General features: G+C 56.2%; 16 protein-coding genes and 3 pseudogenes. 14 read left to right on the top strand and 5 right to left on the bottom strand.

Annotated elements, in window-relative coordinates:
- Nucleotides 1–181: pseudogene (locus F4X57_13540) on the bottom strand (beta-glucosidase).
- A gap of 140 nt (nt 182–321) precedes the next feature.
- Between F4X57_13540 and F4X57_13545 the strand changes: the two are divergent.
- From F4X57_13545 to F4X57_13580, 8 genes are all read left to right on the top strand, one after another.
- Nucleotides 322–510 (top strand): hypothetical protein, encoded by a 189-nt coding sequence (locus F4X57_13545; protein ID MYC08175.1) that lies wholly within the window; start codon nt 322–324, stop codon nt 508–510.
- 624 nt (nt 511–1,134) lie between these two features.
- Entirely contained in the window at nt 1,135–2,454 is a 1,320-nt protein-coding gene (locus F4X57_13550) for a hypothetical protein (protein ID MYC08176.1), read from the top strand.
- Nucleotides 2,455–2,524: 70 nt separating this feature from the next.
- Entirely contained in the window at nt 2,525–2,710 is a 186-nt protein-coding gene (locus F4X57_13555; GenBank protein MYC08177.1) for a hypothetical protein, read from the top strand.
- A gap of 422 nt (nt 2,711–3,132) precedes the next feature.
- Nucleotides 3,133–3,750 (top strand): hypothetical protein, encoded by a 618-nt coding sequence (locus tag F4X57_13560; GenBank protein ID MYC08178.1) that lies wholly within the window; start codon nt 3,133–3,135, stop codon nt 3,748–3,750.
- Between the two features lie 130 nt (nt 3,751–3,880).
- On the top strand, nt 3,881–5,548 hold the full coding sequence (gene ilvD / locus F4X57_13565; GenBank protein ID MYC08179.1) for a dihydroxy-acid dehydratase: 1,668 nt from the start codon (nt 3,881–3,883) through the stop codon (nt 5,546–5,548).
- 72 nt (nt 5,549–5,620) lie between these two features.
- Nucleotides 5,621–6,016, top strand: a complete 396-nt coding sequence (locus F4X57_13570) for a hypothetical protein (protein MYC08180.1) — start codon at nt 5,621–5,623, stop codon at nt 6,014–6,016.
- Nucleotides 6,017–6,106: 90 nt separating this feature from the next.
- Nucleotides 6,107–6,967 carry a hypothetical protein gene (locus tag F4X57_13575; GenBank protein ID MYC08181.1) on the top strand — a complete coding sequence of 287 codons (861 nt, stop codon included), beginning with the start codon at nt 6,107–6,109 and terminating at the stop codon, nt 6,965–6,967.
- Nucleotides 6,968–6,973: 6 nt separating this feature from the next.
- Entirely contained in the window at nt 6,974–7,357 is a 384-nt protein-coding gene (locus tag F4X57_13580) for an ASCH domain-containing protein (protein MYC08182.1), read from the top strand.
- Between the two features lie 66 nt (nt 7,358–7,423).
- Here the strand turns inward: F4X57_13580 and F4X57_13585 are convergent, their stop codons facing one another.
- Entirely contained in the window at nt 7,424–9,448 is a 2,025-nt protein-coding gene (locus tag F4X57_13585; protein ID MYC08183.1) for a GNAT family N-acetyltransferase, read from the bottom strand.
- Between the two features lie 341 nt (nt 9,449–9,789).
- On the opposite strand from F4X57_13585, the gene F4X57_13590 reads away from it, so the two are divergent.
- The 6 genes and pseudogenes from F4X57_13590 (at nt 9,790) to F4X57_13615 (ending at nt 17,261) form a co-directional block, all read left to right on the top strand.
- Nucleotides 9,790–11,442, top strand: coding sequence for an arylsulfatase (locus F4X57_13590; GenBank protein ID MYC08184.1), 1,653 nt, complete (start codon nt 9,790–9,792; stop codon nt 11,440–11,442).
- A 42-nt stretch (nt 11,443–11,484) separates the two neighbouring features.
- Nucleotides 11,485–11,682: a type II toxin-antitoxin system VapB family antitoxin gene (locus tag F4X57_13595; GenBank protein MYC08185.1), complete on the top strand. Its 198-nt coding sequence runs from the start codon at nt 11,485–11,487 to the stop codon at nt 11,680–11,682.
- Nucleotides 11,682–12,052 (top strand): annotated as a pseudogene (locus tag F4X57_13600) (type II toxin-antitoxin system VapC family toxin). The gene F4X57_13595 and the pseudogene F4X57_13600 overlap by 1 nt, the downstream one beginning before the upstream one ends.
- 406 nt (nt 12,053–12,458) lie before the next feature.
- Nucleotides 12,459–12,725, top strand: a pseudogene (locus F4X57_13605) (hypothetical protein).
- Nucleotides 12,726–13,473: 748 nt separating this feature from the next.
- The gene (locus F4X57_13610; GenBank protein ID MYC08186.1) at nt 13,474–14,721 is read left to right on the top strand and encodes a CoA transferase; all 1,248 of its coding nucleotides are present in this window, start codon (nt 13,474–13,476) and stop codon (nt 14,719–14,721) included.
- Complete coding sequence (locus F4X57_13615) at nt 14,721–17,261, top strand: alpha/beta fold hydrolase (protein ID MYC08187.1); 2,541 nt, start codon at nt 14,721–14,723, stop codon at nt 17,259–17,261. Before F4X57_13610 ends, F4X57_13615 begins: the two co-directional genes overlap by 1 nt.
- A 16-nt stretch (nt 17,262–17,277) precedes the next feature.
- Here F4X57_13615 and F4X57_13620 read toward each other — a convergent pair whose 3' ends face one another.
- The 3 genes from F4X57_13620 to F4X57_13630 are packed head-to-tail and all read right to left on the bottom strand — an operon-like array spanning nt 17,278 to nt 17,984.
- A complete protein-coding gene (locus F4X57_13620; GenBank protein MYC08188.1) occupies nt 17,278–17,493 on the bottom strand; it encodes a transcriptional regulator in 216 nt (71 codons plus the stop codon).
- A 39-nt stretch (nt 17,494–17,532) separates the two neighbouring features.
- Nucleotides 17,533–17,742, bottom strand: a complete 210-nt coding sequence (locus F4X57_13625; GenBank protein MYC08189.1) for a type II toxin-antitoxin system HicA family toxin — start codon at nt 17,740–17,742, stop codon at nt 17,533–17,535.
- Nucleotides 17,739–17,984: a hypothetical protein gene (locus tag F4X57_13630; protein ID MYC08190.1), complete on the bottom strand. Its 246-nt coding sequence runs from the start codon at nt 17,982–17,984 to the stop codon at nt 17,739–17,741. The genes F4X57_13625 and F4X57_13630 overlap by 4 nt, the downstream gene beginning before the upstream one ends.
- Between the last annotated feature and the right edge of the window lie 506 nt (nt 17,985–18,490).

An 18,490-nucleotide genomic window follows, 5' to 3' on the forward strand; every position in this document is an offset into this window, starting at 1 on the left:
GCGTTGGTGTGCGGGTTGGCGTCGACGTCGCAGTAGGCGTGTTCGTGGCCGTTGGCGTGGATGTGCGAGTTGGTGTCGACGTAGCAGTCGCCGTGTTCGTAGCCGTTGGCGTTGGTGTGCGGGTTGGCGTCGACGTCGCAGTAGGCGTGTTCGTGGCCGTTGGAGTGGGCGTCGGAGTCGCCCCCCCTTTTCGGCAAAGCGGATGTGGTGATATAAGGCGTCCAAACGGAATATACATTGCCGTTGTAACTTCTGACTGAGTGCGCGTAGCTCGTGCCGTCTATCAGCCCTCCCACTACTGCGCTCGAACCCGAGAAACGGATGGTGAAATTCCGGTTGCTATTGAACGGCAGGGTGCGCCAGCGCGGAGGGCTTACATGCCCGTCCCACTGCGTCACTTCATATCGCGTTGCTCCGGCGACATCATTCCAGTCAAGGCTTATGCTACGCCTGCCTGATGCGCCGGTGAACCCGGTCGGAGGCGGCAGGATAGTGGATGTGGTGATGTAAGATGTCCAGTTGGAGCGCGAACTGCCGTTCTTTGCTCTAACCGCATGCGCGTAGCTCGCGCCGTCTCTCAGCCCGCTTACTACTGCGCTCGAACCGGAGAAGCGGATGGTGAAATTCCGGTTGCTATTGAACGGCAGGGTGCGCCAGCGCGGAGGGCTTACATGCCCGTCCCACTGCGCCACTTCATACTCGGTCGCGCCCACGACATCCTTCCAATCAAGACTTATGCTGCGCCTGCCTGATGTGCCGGTGAACCCCGTGGGAGTTGGCAGACTGGCTTGATCGGTTACCCCGTCCTCGGTGGGCGGATGTGGGTTGGAGTGGCTTCAAGCGAGGCCTGGCCTGACACTCCGCCTCCGGACGCTCCGCCTCCGTCTGAAGGGGAAGGAGGATGCGGAGTGGGGGTATTCTCTGTAATCCCCTGCGCCTGAACTGCGCCGCTGTATAGCAGCAGCGCAGCCAAGAGCAACCATAGGGCCGAAGTCGAACTCAACGAGTAAAGACTTCTTCTCATTAACTTTCACATCTTTAAGTATAGATTTGTATTCTTAAATTTGGAGACTTCCCGGACACTTACCCAATCATTAGAAAATAATGAGTATTCAATCTTGACATAAGCCGAAAATGGTCGTACACTCGCCAGAGCGTCTAAAACTAAACTACGGGAGGGAGTCTTTACAGATGCTTAAGGAAGTTCCGAGAAAAAGCGTTAGCCATGTCGTAAAGAGGCCGGGGAGGCTTCATGGGCAACCCGATGTAGAGATACCCGTCGCAGATGACCTTGCGACGGTGCCCGGTATCCCAAAGAAGGATGAGGATGTCGCTTTCTACAGCCGCATCTATCCCGTAGAATCGCAGAATATCGAGAAGGCTGCCGACCGCGAATGGGTCTGGACGGTCTATACCGAGGAAGTTCTGAAGTACCGCGAGCGCCACGACGAGGTGAACCAGCCCCTTGTGGACGCGTCCCTGCTCACCGGCGATTTGGCGCCCACCGGCACGCCCGAAGTCGGAAAGAACATGACCGATGTCATCCGCCTGAAGGCGCGCGAGCTTGGCTTTGGCGAAGTTGGCTTCACCAAGTTCGACCACAAGTATGCCTATGCCAGCAAGAAGCGCTGGGTCAAGTACGAGCACACCATCTGCCTCGCGCTTGAACAGGACTACTATCAGACGCAGACGATCCCCAGCCTTGAGGCTGAGTTCGCCCACTTTGGCACATACGAGATCGAAGGCGCGCTCGCGCTCGACCTCGCGGACTACATACGCAGCCTCGGCTACCACGCGCAGGTGCACAGCCCGAACGACAACAGCGGCGTTTACATCCCCATGTTCGTCGCAGCCGGTCTGGGGCAGCTTGGCGCGAATGGCCAGTTGCTTTCCCCGCACTTCGGCTCTAGGGCGCGCCTCGCGATGATCACCACCGACGCGCCGGTAACCTACGACGAGCCTATCGACTACGGTCTGCACAACTTCTGCCAGGTCTGCCAGGTCTGCGTGAACCGCTGCCCGGGGCGCGCGCTGGTGAAGGAAAAGGTCTGGTGGCGAGGCGCCGAAAAGAACAAGCTCATCTACGAACGCTGTCGTCCGGTGATGGCACGTTACGATGGCTGCGGCGTTTGCATGAAAGTCTGCCCCATCCAGAAGTACGGCGCGCCTGCCGTCATGGAACACTATGTCGAGACCGGAGAAGTCCTTGGTAAGGGCACGGACAACCTCGAGGGCTACGAAATCCCCGAGAAGGGTTACTTCGGGCCCGGTTCGCTGCCACAGTTCAACCGCCAGTTCTTCGAGATTCCGCACGGACGCCGCGAAGAGTGGCTGTTCGAGGAGTTCAAGGAGAAGCTAGAGAACGACATGCTCCCGACCGAGGAGATTATGGACTTCGCCGTTGAGCTGAAGAAGATCCTCGACGAGGGCGGCACGACGCGCGGCGACGAATAGCCGATAGCACAAGCTGCGAGATATAGGGGCAGCCCGCGGGTTGCCCCTTATCACTGGACAAGAGGGGAAAATGTTCAAGAGGGAGCAGATAGAGGCGTTGTTCGCCGAATTGAAGAGCGAATGGCAAGGCACGCGGGACTTCGAGAAGATTCACCGCGACGTGGACCTCGGCATAGCATACTACGATTCCGGCAGACCGCTAGTGGGCTTAGACGAAAGGGCGCTTGCCCTAATCGAAAAGCACAAGCCCGAATAGCGGCGCGATTCGCTCGCACACATCGAAAATCATGGGGGTACGCGAAATGCGTACCCCTATTTTTATGCATATTTCTAACTGATAAGACGATTTCATAAATGCAATCTTTGCCTGTCATTTGCAATTTATATCTGTCATTTCGAGCGAACGCAAGAAATCTAAAGTCGGAAACAGGTCTGCATGCAACAATCCCTGCCTTCGCAGGGACATGCTTCAGATTCCTCACTGTGTTCGGAATGACAAGGGAGGAGTATTCGGAATGACAAGAACAGTGGGGAATGACAACATTAGGGATTTGTGAAATCGTCTAAACTGATATGCGTCGGTTCTCGCGGGCTGTTGTCGTGCTATAATTCTGGCAAAATTGGCTGCGCCGCGATTTCGGCGGCTATGGCTGACTTCGTTTAGGGTTTGGTGATGAGATGAACAACGAACACGCCAAGACGAAACGAAACGATAGGATCGGCATCCTGCGTCCGATTACCGGCATTCTTGCGGTAATTGGACTGATTGCGATTGTCGTTACGGGCTTCCGGGCGATTGCGGGTCGTGGTCGGGCTGCCCCGGGGCAATCTGCTGCGGCGCCCGTGCCACCTGTGCCTGTTCCGCCTACGCCGCCGCCTGCTCTGGCACGCGCGCCGCATAGACGCGGGTTCAAGCGGTTGGCGCGGCATCCGTTTGTTATTGCGATGCTGGTGGTAGTGATTGTCCTCGTGGGGACGGTTGCGTTTATACCGTTCTCGGGCGGGCCTACGACCATCGGCGGCATCGAGCTTCAGCCATCGGACTATGACAAGTTCTTCACATATTCGCAGATGGAGGCGATGACGCACTTCGCAAAGTGCGACGCGATGCTGTTCTCCACGCGCCCGGCAGAGGAGCTGATGAATGTGATGGAACGCATGGCTATCGAAGTGGAATTCGGCGGCTCGACGGGCGCTGCCGTCGGCGAATACCTCCGCCGCGTGCGCTCGCCGGAGGAGATTGCGGAGACGATTCGGCTGGCGGGCGAGTTCTATGAGCGGGTGAATTGTTTTTAATCTGTTGGGAGTTGATTTAGTCAGTTTGCCCCGTTCTGCCCTTCCCCCTGAATGGCGGGAAGGGACTATAATAGATTGCACAAAAAAACGAGAAGGAGAAGAGTTAGTTATGGCAATCGACACAGTTTCTATGCTGCGGCACAAGAGCCATGTCGTGGTGGACGGGCCGGATAGAGCGCCCGCTCGCTCGATGCTCCGCGCCGTAGGCTTGCAGGATGACGACTTCAACAAGCCGTTCGTCGCCATCGCGAATCTGGCAAGCGATGTGACGCCCTGCAATGTGCATCTCGACCGCATCGCGCAGAAGGTCAAGCAAGGCTTGTGGGACGCAAACAGCGTTCCCTTCATGTTTGGCACCATCACCATCAGCGACGGCATATCCATGGGCACCGAGGGCATGAAAGCGTCCTTAGTCAGCCGCGAGGTCATCGCCGATTCCATCGAGACCGTTACATTCGGGGAGGGAATGGACGGCCTCATCGTGGTGGCGGCCTGCGACAAGAATATGCCCGGCGCGATGATGGCTATGGCGCGGATGGATGTGCCCGCCATATTCGTGTACGGAGGCGCGATACTGCCCGGTAACTACATGGGACAGGACATCAACATTCAAGATATGTACGAAGCGTGCGGCGCGTTCTCCACAGGCGAGCTTTCGCTGGACGAACTCATCGCTATGGAGCGAGTGGCGTGCCCCGGCGAGGGCGCATGCTCCGGCATGTTCACCGCAAACACGATGTCGTCCGCGATAGAGGCGATGGGCATGTCCATACCCGGCGCGTCTTCCATACCTGCAGTCGATCCGCGCAATGAAAATGTGGCGCACACGGCAGGCGAGTATATGTACAGCATGCTAGAGCGCGGCATAACGCCGCAGAGCATAATGACGCGCGAGGCGTTCGAGAACGCCATCACGGTGGTCATGGCTATGGGAGGCTCGACCAACGCCGTGCTGCACCTGCTCGCCATCGCGCACGAAGCACAGGTCGAGTTGAGCATAGACGACTTCGACGAGATAAGCCGCCGCACGCCGTACATCACCGACCTACGACCCGGCGGCCGCTTCGTCATGTCCGACATGGACAAGTCCGGCGGCGTGCCGGTCGTGATGAGGCAGCTGCTCGACGCCGGCTTGCTGCACGGCGACGCGCTCACCATCACAGGCAAGACCATCGCAGAGAACCTAGACGAACTTGACTTGCCGGAGCCGGATAGCCGCGTGATTCATCCCGTATCCGCGCCTCGCAGCCCGACCGGCGGACTCGCCATCCTGAAGGGCAACCTCGCTCCGGAGGGCGCGGTCATCAAGGTGTCCGGCACGAAGCACACGGCGCACGAAGGGCCGGCGCGCGTGTTCGACGGCGAGCGTCCCGCGTTCGACGCGATTGTGAACGGCGAAATCACCCACGGCGATGTGGTTGTCGTGCGCTACGAAGGTCCGAAGGGCGGACCGGGCATGCAGGAAATGCTCGCCGTAACGGGCGCAATAATGGGTGCCGGATTGGGCGATTCCACGATGCTGCTGACGGATGGGCGCTTCTCCGGCGCGTCTCGCGGACCGTGCATAGGGCATGTCGCGCCGGAAGCGGCTGTGGGCGGTCCCATCGGATTGCTGCGAGACGGCGACATCGTGTCGTTCGACGCAGAGGCGCGCCAACTCAACGTGAATCTCAGCGACGAGGAACTTTCGCAGCGCCGCGCAGAGTGGACAGCGCCGCCACCCAACTACGATCGCGGCGTGCTCGCCAAGTACGCCAAGTTGGTATCTTCGGCTTCGCTGGGCGCGGTAACGACTTAGAAATCCTTATCTCCCTCCCCCCATTGGGGGAGGGTTGGAGCGGGGGATACTCCTATATCCGCATAATCGCTTATGCACAACCCTAAAAAGTCTCTGTTTGATGAGTACGCCAGAGACGCTCTTCTGGGCGGCATGATAGGTATCTTCTTCGGCTCCGCTTCTTGTGTGATCATAGCTCTGGTGGTCGGCAGCTGCGCCTATGTCATATCAGGCGCGAGTCAGGAAACGCAGGCAGCCGCCGTGTTTCCGACTCTGTCAGCCAGCGCGCTTACATGCGTCATAGTAGGCGGCATTCTGGGAGCGCGAGCAGGCCATTATGAAGGCTTGGGACTGTCGTTCACCGTCATCAAGGGGGTGCTGGTTGGTGGTTCCGTAGGAGTGATAGCCACACTTTTCACCAGCATTACAGTATGCGTCATTGTCGGCTCGGTAACCGGGATATTATCCGGCCTCTGGTTCGACCGCTGATCAACCAAGTAGTCCCTTCCCCTTTGATGAGGGAAGGTTAGGATGGAGTGAAATATCCCGTCTATCCTGTTGGACCCTGGGAGAAAGCCGTTGCTGAAATCCATCGCCGCCGCAGTGGTGATTGGCGCGGTGTGCGGCTTATGGCTCGCGCTGATCAACGGCAGCGTCGAGATATTCCAAAACTATGTGGACGGCGCGTGGCGATACCAACTCGCCGTCCACTCGTTCGCGGAGATTCTCGTCGGCGTTGTCGTCGGTGCTCTGGCAGGCGCGAACATACGGCTCGGTTTAGCGCCGCAGCGCGCGGACGGCTTCGCGCTAGGCACGCTTGTCGGCGTTGTCGTGGGCATTGCGCTGTGCTTGGCGCAGGCGATAATCGTCGTACTCGCAACGCAGACGCGCGAGTACGACACGGACTACAATTTTCTGCTGACGAGGTTCAGCGGCATAGTTGGCGCGGCTGCGCTGCTAGGCGGCGCAAGCGGACTGCTCACCAGCGGACGCCTGCGAATCTCCGCGAGTTTGGGCGCAGTCATAGGCGCGATAGTCGCGGTGGCGTTCAACCTGCCCGGCATACTCGCAGTCGTAGTGTTGACGCTGTCCGCTCCAAGCGTGGAAATCCATTGGTCGGTGTATCCCATCTACGCAATACGCCAATTTGCGGCGCTGCCTGCCGCCGCTGCTTGTGTCGCAATCTTGGCGGCAGTCTTCGCGCGGCAATCCGACAGCGACGCAAGCGTCATACCCGCGACAGTCGGCATGCTGGTTGGCGCGGTCGTCGCGGTTACGGCGTCAAGCAGACCGTTCCACTTCGTCATACTGGGCTTGGGTTCTGCCGATGCATCATTCTCGTTCCCACTATCCGTTTTTCGCTTGCTAGTTGGCTTACTGCTTGGCATCGCGGTTGGCTGGTGCGCGATGTGGGCGCTTAACAAGATGGACAGGATATAGAGGATGATAAGGGCGCTTTCGCTGCGGCAACCTTGGGCGAGCATGGTCGCGGACGGGCGCAAGACCATCGAGACGCGCACTTGGCGCACGAACTATCGCGGTCCACTCGCTATCCACGCCAGCGCGCGCCCTCATGATGATCTTCCTACCGGCGGCATCATCGCCATTGCGCGGCTGTACGACTGCCGCCTAATGGAAGCCGCCGATGAGGACGCGGCATGCATTGCGCTTCACGAAGGCGCGTATGCGTGGCTGCTCGCGGATGTGCAACCCGTCGAGCTGATACCGTGCAAGGGCATGCTGGGCTTGTGGACGCCTTCGGATGAAATTGAGAGACTTGCAGAAATCAGAGTAGGTGTCAGATTCTCCAGAAATCACCTAATTGCCTGATGCTTTACCCAATGCTGCGAAGACCAATTAGTTAGTCTTCATTGACATCAACAACCTTCTTGCCATTCAGTTTCCCCTAGAAAATCCAAGTTGAAACACACGCTCGAATGTTGAGAAGTCCATTTGAACTGGCGATTGCACATTTAGATTGCGATTCTCTTCCTCCAAGAAAATCTTCCTCAATTCATTAAGAGCGACTGGATTTCGGAATGTAAATGTGTGGGAAAACTTCAGTGCCATTATGTCAGCATCAACATCCCGATCGCACAGTTCATAAAGGTCCTCCCATTCCAGTATGCCGAACCCTGCATATTTCTTATAAAGTGCGCTTGGTCTGTCCAGTTCAACGGCATCAAGGCGTGATACGGCTACAACTTTTCGTTGGTTCTTCCCACTCACATACCACAGGATACGAGCGGGAACTTTGATCATGTTATGTAAGGATTTTTTGCGATAGTACACGTTGTCCCAACGGAGTAGCACACTTGGCTTACCTCCGAACATGTCCTGTGCGGACTGGAACCTATCTACAAGGCTCATTGCGTAGGACGCCTTGATGGGTATCAGAAAGTGTCTTTGGTTTGCTGACATGCTCACGGGAGAGCAATACATTTCCAAGTCTAAAGGCGTCATTTTCTGGTAAGCTGACTGGGAGTTTGGGGACAGTTCTGAAATTGCACTTAGAGTTTCGGCTTGACTCATGCATATTGAGAAACAGAATCGGACAAAGCCGCCTTCAATTTCTGTGAATCCCATTGCTGCCAGATTTGACCGAAGTTGACGAGTCTCGTCTGACTTCAGGTACTTCACCATAGGTATTTTGTCGGAGATCGCTCTGTAGATAGTATCTGCAATTGCAAATCTCTCGAATAGTGAACAGTCCCTTGACGGCGACACTCTTGAAAAGTGAACAACGATGTACTCATCGCCCTCCTTCTCAAGAACCCGAGCAAAGACAGGTTTATTCTCTGAGTACAGAAGTTCACATTCATAGCGTTCCGGATATGCGAAGAACGACTTTAATTTCTCCTCCAACTTTCCTTTTCTTTCCCCGAGGATAAGAAATGAGCCGTAAGGAAAGGATGCAATGTCGTGAGAAGTCAGTCTTCGCCACTCGATCTCAAATCCTGATACACGAATGGGAGTGTACGATTTCCTATCGGAAATTTCATGGATCTGAGTGATAAGTTCTTCCGGCGACAGCACTTCGAGGTCAGTCAGTTCGTGGATTTCCTTGGACTTCTTTAGCAGGACAGTGTCTCTTGTTACAAATATGTTCGCCTCTGAGGCAGCAGTGTTAGAAAGGTGCCTGATGTCTGATTGCTCCGATTCGGTACGACTGGGTAGGATACCTTTCAGTTGGGTCTCGATCTCTTCGGATTTTTGCTTGTCGTAGTTGATCCGTCCATAAGCATCTGAACACTGAATTGATATCTGCCGACATTCTTCATCGGCTTTTCTGTCGATTTCCACGAGTAACTCGTCGTCTATCCAGATGTTGAGAGAGTCCACCAAGAAATCTTCCAGAAGGGCTTTGGACGGCATCGCTTTGTTGCTGTCAGGTTCATTGAAGTCGAAGAATATCTGAGCATCGATAACGGCATCGACTGCGTCGTCGGATATTCTTGCTTGAAAGAGACTTAGTTGATCTTCTGTGTTGGGGAGATTGTAGTGCCAGATAGTCAGCAGGTGCCCTTCTGCTGAACGGCCAGGTTTCTCACCAACCGGAATAAAGCCTAGTTTAGGCCATAGCTTGCGTGCAGGGAAATCACGACGGCAACTTAAACGTATGCGCCCTTGCGTAGTCCGCTCTTTTTTCAGAGCATTGAAGAGTCGCCTTGCAATCCCCTGTCCACGGTTCTGTTCAGATACGCAGAGATGAGCTATACGAAAGTAGCTTTTGGTAGAGCCGTATAGGAGGTAACCGACGAGTTGATTGTCGGCATCCCTAGCGCCGAGCACATTTCCCCGCTCAAGATACTCAGAAAGAGCCACTTTAGGAAGAAACCCAAGTGTCGCACTATTGCTCTTCATGAGAGCGTCGACAGCATCTATGTCGGTAATCGTAAGTTGTGAGATAGTATGTCCCATTTCTTATCGCTCACTGTTTCGGCGTCCTTCTGATATTATACGTTACGATATGCGCTGGTTCGCCTGAAAAGCCATCTAATATTAGGACTTGTATTGAACTTATCGAAGGACAATTACTTGTTAGAATCGCCAAACCGAAACGCCGATTGCAGGCGTCCAACCGTGAGAAAGGGTTAGCGTTAGTTATCAAGCGTAATAGGCAGAGGCGTAGGCAGGCAGAACTATGCCGTGCATTCGCGACATTCGTCCTATTCAGGCTCAGGCGCGGTTGACGTGACAATCCATCCATAGCCTATCGTTATCTACCCTATCCATCCTGTTAATCTTATTGAGGTAATGCAATGACGCGACCGAACATTTTGCTTATTCTGGCGGACGACATGGGTTATTCGGACCTGGGCTGCTACGGCTCGGAGATACGCACGCCCAACTTGGACGGGCTGGCGGCGAACGGGCTGCGATTTTCGCAGATGTACAATTCCGCGCGCTGCTGCCCGTCTCGCGCATCGCTGCTGACGGGGCTGAACCCACATCAGACCGGCGTCGGGCACATGATGGACGCGCTCGGACCGCCCGAGTATCAAGGCTATCTCAACCGCAATTGCGCCACAGTCGCCGAGGTGCTGCGCTCCGCCGGCTACGCTACATATATGAGCGGCAAGTGGCATGTGGGCGGCCGCTACGACCTGCTCGACGACAGCCGCTGGGAAGAGCTGAAGGGTAGCGAAGGCTTCCCGATTCCCACGCAGCGCGGCTTTGACCGCTTCTACGGCATCGTCGCCGGCAGCGCAAACTACTTCTTCCCCCGCCTGCTGATGGAAGACGACCGCTTCCTGGAACTAGATCCGGCGGGATACTACTTCACGGACGCCATCACGGACAACGCGGTGAAGATGCTCGACGAGAACGCCGCCGCAAACAGCCGTGCGAGCGCGAACGGCGATGCGGAGAAGCCGTTCTTTTTGCATGTAACATACACCGCACCGCACTGGCCGCTGCACGCGCACGAAGAAGACATCGCTCGCTACGAAGGCAAGTATCGCGGCGGCTGGGACACGCTGCGCACCGATCGCCACGAAGAGCTGAAGGCGAGCGGCATTCTCAGCGACAAGTGGCAGATTTCGCCGCGCAACGCATCCGCGACCGCGTGGGAAGATGAAAGCGAGAAGGACTGGGAAGACCTGAAGATGGCGACCTACGCCGCAATGATAGACCGCATGGATCAGGGCATCGGACGCATTATGGACAAGGTGCGCGAAATGGGCGCGGAGGACAACACGCTGGTGATGTTTCTGTCGGACAATGGCGGCTGCGCAGAGTTCCTAGCCGAAGACTCGAATAGGCCGGAGCCGTCGCAGTACGCAAGCCCGAATCCGGACGGCACATCCGTGAAAATGGGCAACATCCTGGGGCAGCGTCCCGGACCGGGCGACACTTTCATGAGCTACAGCCTGCCCTGGGCAAACGCGAGCAATAGCCCGTTCCGCCTGTTCAAGCGCTGGACGCACGAAGGCGGCATATCCACGCCGTTCATCGTGAGTTGGCCGGAGCACATCAAGCAGGCGGGTATAGTCCACGAACCGACGCACATTTCGGACATCCCAGCGACCTGCATCGATGCGGGTGGCGCGACATATCCAACCGAGCTGAACGGCAACGACATCACGCCCATCGAAGGCGTCAGCTTCATGGACGCCATCGACAACGGCGAGTGGAAGCGCGACTTGCCAATCTACTGGGAGCACGAGGGCAGCCGCGCGCTGCGCATCGACAACTGGAAGCTGGTTGCTGAAGTCGGCGGAGAGTGGGAACTCTACGATATGGACGATGACCGCACCGAGCTGAACAATCTGGTCGAAAGCAACGCGCCCAAAGCCGCCGAGATGATAGCGCTCTACGAATCCTGGGCAGAGCGCTGCGGCGTACAGCCCTGGCCCCTAACCGGCCGAGCCCGCATGATGCACCTACGCGCGCCGCATAATCATTATGTTTGATAAACCGGTTGTGTCCGGTAAATCCGAAAAGAGGTGACTGATATACGAACAACCGTGAACATCGAAGACGAATTGCTGAAGGAAGCGCAGGAACTTACAGGCATATCAGGAAAAACAGCGATAGTGAACGCGAGTTTGAAGGCGTTGGTTGAGCGTGAAAGCGCCCGCGCGCTGGCTAGGATGGGCGGCACTATGCCCGACATCAAGCCTATCCCGCGGCGCAGGAGCGAGCCATTCTAATGATTCTCGCGGATACATTCGTGTGGATAGACCACTTTCATTCAGAAAACTCGCAGCTTGTAAATCTTCTGGACAGCAGAGAAGTGCTGATGCACCCTATGGTGATTGGCGAATTGGCTTGTGGCAATCTTCCTAATCGTACCGCGACTTTGACTCGACTCAAGCGGCTACCTCTGTCCCCGGTTGCTTCTGATGACATCGTGCTTTCCCTGATCGAAAGACATCGCCCAATGGGCAGAGGCATCGGCTATGGCTATATCGACGCTCATCTCTGGCTTCCGTCTCGATTGCCGGTGCCGACCTGTTGTGGTCACGCGATAGGCGGCTTATGAACGCCGCTGCGGGACTGGGTCTGGCTTGGTCGTCCTGAATCTAGGACAGATACTAACCCCGCGCAAGCTTATACCTGTAGCAAGGGCATATACGACGATGTTAAGATAAGCGATACTTAATCGCACTTGTTTGATAGCACAGTTTGTTTTGGCTGTTGTATATTTATGGGGTGCAATTTATTCCCTATGCTTGGAGGATTTGCAGTGAAACCCCTCATTCTTACGATCATCGCAGCCTTAAGCATAATTCTGCTTGCATGTGGTGGTGAGGAACCCACCGCCACGCAGCCGCTACCACCGCTCACGCCTACGCCGGTGCCGACGCAGGATGTGCAGGCAACCGTCGCAGCCGACTCTCAGGCGACCGCGGAAGCTCAGATTCAGGCGACAGCCGCAGTAGTCGCAGCCGTCTCAACCAGCGTTCAGGCGACCATTGAAGCGCAACCCACGGACACGCCCGTACCGCCTACGAACACGCCTGTGCCACCTACGAACACGCCCGAACCTGAACCTACGGACACACCCGTGCCGCCTACGAACACGCCCGAACCTGAACCTACGGACACACCTGTGCCGCCCACAATCACGCCGACTCCAACGGACACGCCCGAACCTCCAACTGCTACGCCCGTGCCACCTACGAACACACCCGCGCCCACGGCAACGAACACACCCAAGCCCACGCTCACGCCAACTCCAACGCCACTCCCTTATGGATTAACATGGGACAATCCCGTTCCAATCGGGCAGCGCTTACTTGTGGAGAATGTGGACGGACTAACTCTGAGAGTCAGAGAAGAGAGGGTGTTCTGGGGTAAGGAATCCGCACAAATGATTGACAGAACAGAGGCTTTGAATCCTGAGAGGGCGCCGCGCGGGCATGAATTCTTGCTAATCGACATTCAGGTAAACGGACATCAGAGCGACGCAGAGGCGTATGCGAAAGCCGCCGCCACAAGGCTGACAGTGCAGGCTTCGCCTGATGATAACGCTACCGCAAGGGAAAGGCGCCTCTATCCGGATGGCCGCGTCTATCTATGGGGCGGAGCAAGACATTGCGGCGGGCAAGCGGAAATCGTTATACCTCGAGATTTCGCATTAGAGCGCTGGGGCGGTCCTGACAATGGTCTCAGAGGTTTTATCTGCTTCATCGTGACGGAAGAACACTCCGGCAGGCTGGTGCTGGTGGATAACGGCGGGCCCGGCGCACCGCCGGAGGACATCCGCTACTTCTCGCTGCGGCGTTAGTGCGGCAACGAAATTTGCTTGCTTGCATAAGTTCAGGGCGAACGGACTTCAAATCAATTTCCGTTCGCCCTGTTTTTATTTTATCGCATACGCAACTTGCGCCTGCAGCAGCCCCGTTACTATCCGACACGATTAGCTGACGCGGGCAGCGCAAACCGCAGAATGTTGTAAAATACCCAACAGACTGACCGACTGAAATACTGAACCACTGATGAACTTCACCGGAGGCAACATGCAACCTCTCAAAGACATACGGGTGCTGGCGGTAACGGGCTTTTTGGCGGGGCCGTTCGCCAGCATGAACTTTGCGCGACTTGGCGCGGAGGTCATTAAAGTCGAACTGCCCGGCAAGGGCGATCCTGTGCGCGGTAACGGCCCGTTCATCGGGACAGAAGGCAAGCACCCGCAGCAGCAGACGCCCGAAGATATATCCACCCGATTTCTTAAGCGCAATCAAGGCGTCAAGAGCGTTACGCTCAACCTCAAGCATCCGCAAGGACGGCAGATGTTCCTCGACCTCGCCAAGTCGTGCGATGTCATGCTGGAAAACCTCGCGCCCGGCTCGCTCACGCGCATGGGCTTGGGCTACGACGATGTTTCCGCCGTGAATCCGAGCATCATCTACTGCTCCATATCCGGCTACGGGCAGACCGGCGAGTACGCCGACCGTCCCGCGCACGACCCGCAGATTCAGGGCATGAGCGGGCTGATGGAAATCAACGGGCATCCCGACGGGCCGCCAACTCGGGTGGGATTCTACATCGGCGACCTCGTAACGCCGCTGTTCGCCTGCTACGCGATACTCGCCGCGCTGCGCGACAAAGAACGCACCGGCAAAGGGCAGTACCTCGATGTATCCATGATGGATACGCTGACTTCCATAATGCTGATGGACACGCTGGAGGACGATGTGGAGATGGGCTTACCGCTGCGTATGGGCAACACCACGCGCGGCGGTCCCACGGGGCTATATCGCACATCGGACGGCGAGCTGACCATCACTGCGGCGAGCAACGACCAGTGGGTACGTCTGTGCAACGCGCTCGAAGCGCCCGAGCTACTGACTGACGAACGCTTCGCCGAGTTCCATAGCCGCACGGCGAATGTCGTCGAGGCGCGCGAGGAGATACAGAAGCGCGTGAAGAAGCTGACGCGCGCGGAGGCTCTGGAGCGCTTTGAAGTTCACGATGTTCCGAGCGGCGCAGTTCGCAGCGTGGACGAAGCGATAAACGACCGACACTTCTGGGACAGGCGCAGTCTGCTCCCCATGCGGCACGGCAAGATTGCCGAGCCTGTGCCGGGCATTGTGGCAGGCTTTCCGGTGATATTCTCGGGCGGCGAGCTGCCGGAGCCTTATGGCGCACCCACGCTTGGGATGCACAACGAAGAAATATACGGTGACACGCTGGGGCTGTCGGATGAGGAACTGGCTGGGTTGAAGGAAGAGGGCGTTATCTAATGAAACGTCTGTGGGCTGTGGCGCTGATTCTCGGCATGATGGCACTTGCGGCTTGCGGTGATACGACGAGCCCCGAACCGGCAACTGTGTCCGATCCCGTTAATGCCACCAACTTGGATGCGACTGTAGAAGCACGAGTGCAAGAGACGATCGCGGCGCAGCCCACCGCAACTTCCACGCCTCAGCCGACTAAGACGCCCGCGCCTACTGCCACACATACGCCTGCGCCTGCTCCGACCGCTACCCTTACTTATGAAGAATACTTCGAGCTAGGAGTCGATAGTTACGAAAACGACGAGATTGACAACGCGATAACCAATCTCAGCAAAGCAATCGAACTGAATCCGGACTATGTTGACGCCTACTATTTCCGAGGGCTTGTTTACATCATAGAAGAGGATTACGACAAAGCAATTGCCGATTACACCAAAGCGATTGAACTAGACCCCAACAACAATAGCGAGATTGCTAAGGCCACAGGTGCATCAGCTTATTTCTTGCGAGCAGGCGCCTACTACGAGAATTACGATTATGACGCTGCGATTGCAGATTTCGACAAAGCGATAGAGATGAATCCCGGGCACTCTGACGCATACTACCTCCGGGGAGAGGTTCATTACTTCGACAATAACGACGATAAGGCTATTGCGGACTTCACTAAGGCTATCGAACTGAATTCAGACTTTGCCGCTGACGCTTACTATCTGCGTGGAGAGATCTATTACTTCAAAGATGATTACGGTAAAGCGATTGCCGACTTCACCACTGCAATCGAGTCGGATTCGGACTATGCCGGCGACGCTTACTACTTTCGAGGAGAAGCTCACTACTTCATCAATGACTACGACAGCGCGATTGCCGACTTCAGCGTTGCGCTCGCACTGTATCCGGACGACTCTTACGCCTACTATTTTCGGGGAGACTCCTATTACCTCAAAGGCGATTACGACAGCGCGATTGCGGATTTCGAGCGAGCAATAAAGCTAGACCCGGCCGACGCGGACATCAAGACATACTTGGCAGAAATCTACGCGCTGCGTGGGTACATCCACGCCAAAGAAGATGATTACGACAGTGCGACTGCCGATTTCAACAGAGCGTTCGAGCTGGATTCCGACGATGCCGCAGGAAAGAAAGCGCCCGAAGCATCCGCCGAAAAGATAGACTTGTTTCCATGCGGCGGCGGGGTGGAGTGCGGCATACTGGACGCTCCCGCGGACTATCGCAACCCCGAAGCCGGCAGCATCAAAATCGCGGTCAATATGCGCCGCGCCGATTCCCCGGATGAGCGGATAGGCTACCTGTTCGTGAACCCCGGCGGGCCGGGCGAGAGCGGCTTGTGGCTTCCCCGTTATCCTGAGCATGTCTTCGACGATGAGCTTGTATCACGTTTCGACATCGTAGGGTTCGACCCGCGTGGAGTCGGCGTGTCTGATCCTGAATTCGCCTGCGGCGCTCCCGGCGAGAGGCTGGCGCTGCTCGGCGCAATCGACGGCGATATAGACATGCCGGAAGAGATAGCCGTCGGCGAGGCAGCTGCCAATCTGTGCATCCAGTCTATGGGGCCTGTCGGCGCTCTGCTGCACAGCGAATATGTCGCCAGGGACATGGACGAAATACGCAAGGCGTTAGGCGCGGAGCAAATATCATATCTCGGCTTCTCTTACGGTTCTGCGCTGGGCGTCTGGTATGCCACGCTCTTTCCCGATTCGGTCAGAGCGATGGTAGTGGACGGCGCGGACAACCCGGTTGACGAAGCCAACACGCAGCAAGAGCGCATAGAAGAGTTTTTTGAGGAGTCCGCGCCCTTAGAAGAGAATCTCAAGCGGGCGTTGGCGGCGTGCGACAGCCCGGAATGTCCGATATACAATGACGGCGATCCGATTGGCTACTACTATCGCGCCGCCGAGAAGCTGCATCTGGTCAACGACGCGGCGGGCGGCGTTCCATACGCTGCGTTCCTGGGTGTGGTTTCGACCTTGTATGACGAAGAGGAGTGGCCCTCGCTATGGCAGGGATTGCATGAGTTGCAGGACGACGACGACCCGACAATCTTGCTCGGATATGTGATGTGGCAGCTGGATGACGATCCCACCGCAGTGAACTTCACGGGTCATGTCAATTGCTTGGACAGCTTCGCGCTGAAACCTAAGTTAGACCGCGCCACCCGGCTAGACGACTCGGCAGTGTTCGATGCTTTGTCCAAAGAAAGATACCCGTTGATAGAAGCGTCAGACTTCGATTTTCCCAGCGCTTGCCCCTTCTACGACCAGTTCGCGCCGGAGCCTCTCGGTGTCCCGCTGGACGGCAGCGGCGTACCTGTTTTGGTGGTCGGCAACCGCACTGACCCGATAACTTCGTTTGGAGAATCCGAGGAATTCGCTTTCGAGGTTTTGAGCAACGGCTACCTGTTGGAGACTTCCCACGCGAGGCACGGCGTATATCCAGACAATGAGTGCGTCAACGAGTATGTTCACAGGGCACTGATTGACGGCGTGTATCCGGACGAGCGGCGGGTGTTCTGCGAGCGGGAGGATTGAGTGCCGCGCACTCAGACTAGGTTGCGGTAACGGCGTCGGGGTGCTCTATCGGGTAGTGTTCGCTCTCATACTTTTCTATCAGGTCAACAAGAGCGTCAAGTTCCACTCTGGCGGGATGGTTCGCGTCTTCTATCTGTCCCTCTGGTCCGGTCCGCGCATACATCAACTCGGAAACGCGCGCCAATGCCGCGTCGTAGTCCGCTTTGGCGGTGATTGGTTGTATGTCTGCCATGCTTACACATCCTCAACGTTTACCAGGATTTTCCTGTCGCTAAGCCCGGTCAAATTCCCGTCTGCTGATACCCAAGTCCCTTCGGATTCCGTGGATCATTCCTGTTGCCAAGTCCCGACTACCATGGCGTGGAACGCTAGTGCGCCGATTGTTGGATAGGTTTATCCAAATTTCATGGGAGCCTCCCGCTTGTCGGTCGAAGGCGCACCCTAGTCTCCTGAGCTTTCGGGTCAATTCTCTGTAAGTCATACGGCTACGGAAATCCGGCCCTGGCCATTCAGAGACTGGGCTATCGCCGCAGGCAGTTGGTCACCTCTCTCTTTGTAGGAGATGATGAACTGCTCGGCTACAACGGACAGTTCAGCTAAAACGGCGTTAGCGCTTTCCGCCCATGCGCGACAGCCGGGGAGGTCAGGTATCTCTGCCATATAGAGCCACGCTTGATCCTCACTGGGTTCGTGCAGGATGTAGTCCAACTGGTACAATACCATCTCATACTCCTTTTCAACGCTGCTTCCGTTACTCACCTGCTGAACGTATGTTAGCAGACGCATACGCCGAACTGCCCACTGCCATTGGCGCATAGCGAGACGGCGAAGATCTGCTCGCCTCCATACTGAATCGCCTAGCACAGGCCGGCAGTCTTTCGTGCCCGATGAGCACCAATTCGCAGATAAGGTAGTTGGGACTGGGGCTGCAATTTGCTATCCGTTACTTTTTGTTAAGCAAAACAGACGCTTCATGTAGTTGTCTCTTTCATGTCATAACTAAAACGAACTGGTATAACCTGTAGCCTGTGAAATGCGCTTCGAATGTGATCGGATTGATGTCTCCTCCGGTGAAGCAGATGGATGACTCGTTCCGCATACATCAACGAGTGGTACGTGAGCCCGGACAGAGGCTAAATCCCCACAGCAGGAAACCGTAACGACGCAATGACCGGAAATTGCGAGAGCTTATCAATCCGTATTCTAAAACTGGGGTGCGTCACCCTGGT

It is taken from the genome of Chloroflexota bacterium (assembly GCA_009840355.1).
In the GTDB taxonomy this organism is placed as follows: domain Bacteria; phylum Chloroflexota; class Dehalococcoidia; order Lucifugimonadales; family JADFKI01; genus Bin90.

Bases quoted from the DNA above. Each gene is read 5' to 3' on its own strand.
- F4X57_13545 (MYC08175.1), top strand. From the start codon at position 322: ATGGTGAAATTCCGGTTGCTATTGAACGGCAGGGTGCGCCAGCGCGGA.
- F4X57_13590 (MYC08184.1), top strand. From the start codon at position 9,790: ATGACGCGACCGAACATTTTGCTTATTCTGGCGGACGACATGGGTTAT.
- ilvD (MYC08179.1), top strand. From the start codon at position 3,881: ATGCTGCGGCACAAGAGCCATGTCGTGGTGGACGGGCCGGATAGAGCG.
- F4X57_13615 (MYC08187.1), top strand. From the start codon at position 14,721: ATGAAACGTCTGTGGGCTGTGGCGCTGATTCTCGGCATGATGGCACTT.
- F4X57_13610 (MYC08186.1), top strand. From the start codon at position 13,474: ATGAACTTCACCGGAGGCAACATGCAACCTCTCAAAGACATACGGGTG.
- F4X57_13555 (MYC08177.1), top strand. From the start codon at position 2,525: ATGTTCAAGAGGGAGCAGATAGAGGCGTTGTTCGCCGAATTGAAGAGC.
- F4X57_13570 (MYC08180.1), top strand. From the start codon at position 5,621: ATGCACAACCCTAAAAAGTCTCTGTTTGATGAGTACGCCAGAGACGCT.
- F4X57_13560 (MYC08178.1), top strand. From the start codon at position 3,133: ATGAACAACGAACACGCCAAGACGAAACGAAACGATAGGATCGGCATC.
- F4X57_13630 (MYC08190.1), bottom strand. From the start codon at position 17,984: ATGGTATTGTACCAGTTGGACTACATCCTGCACGAACCCAGTGAGGAT.
- F4X57_13550 (MYC08176.1), top strand. From the start codon at position 1,135: ATGGTCGTACACTCGCCAGAGCGTCTAAAACTAAACTACGGGAGGGAG.
- F4X57_13585 (MYC08183.1), bottom strand. From the start codon at position 9,448: ATGGGACATACTATCTCACAACTTACGATTACCGACATAGATGCTGTC.
- F4X57_13625 (MYC08189.1), bottom strand. From the start codon at position 17,742: ATGACTTACAGAGAATTGACCCGAAAGCTCAGGAGACTAGGGTGCGCC.
- F4X57_13620 (MYC08188.1), bottom strand. From the start codon at position 17,493: ATGGCAGACATACAACCAATCACCGCCAAAGCGGACTACGACGCGGCA.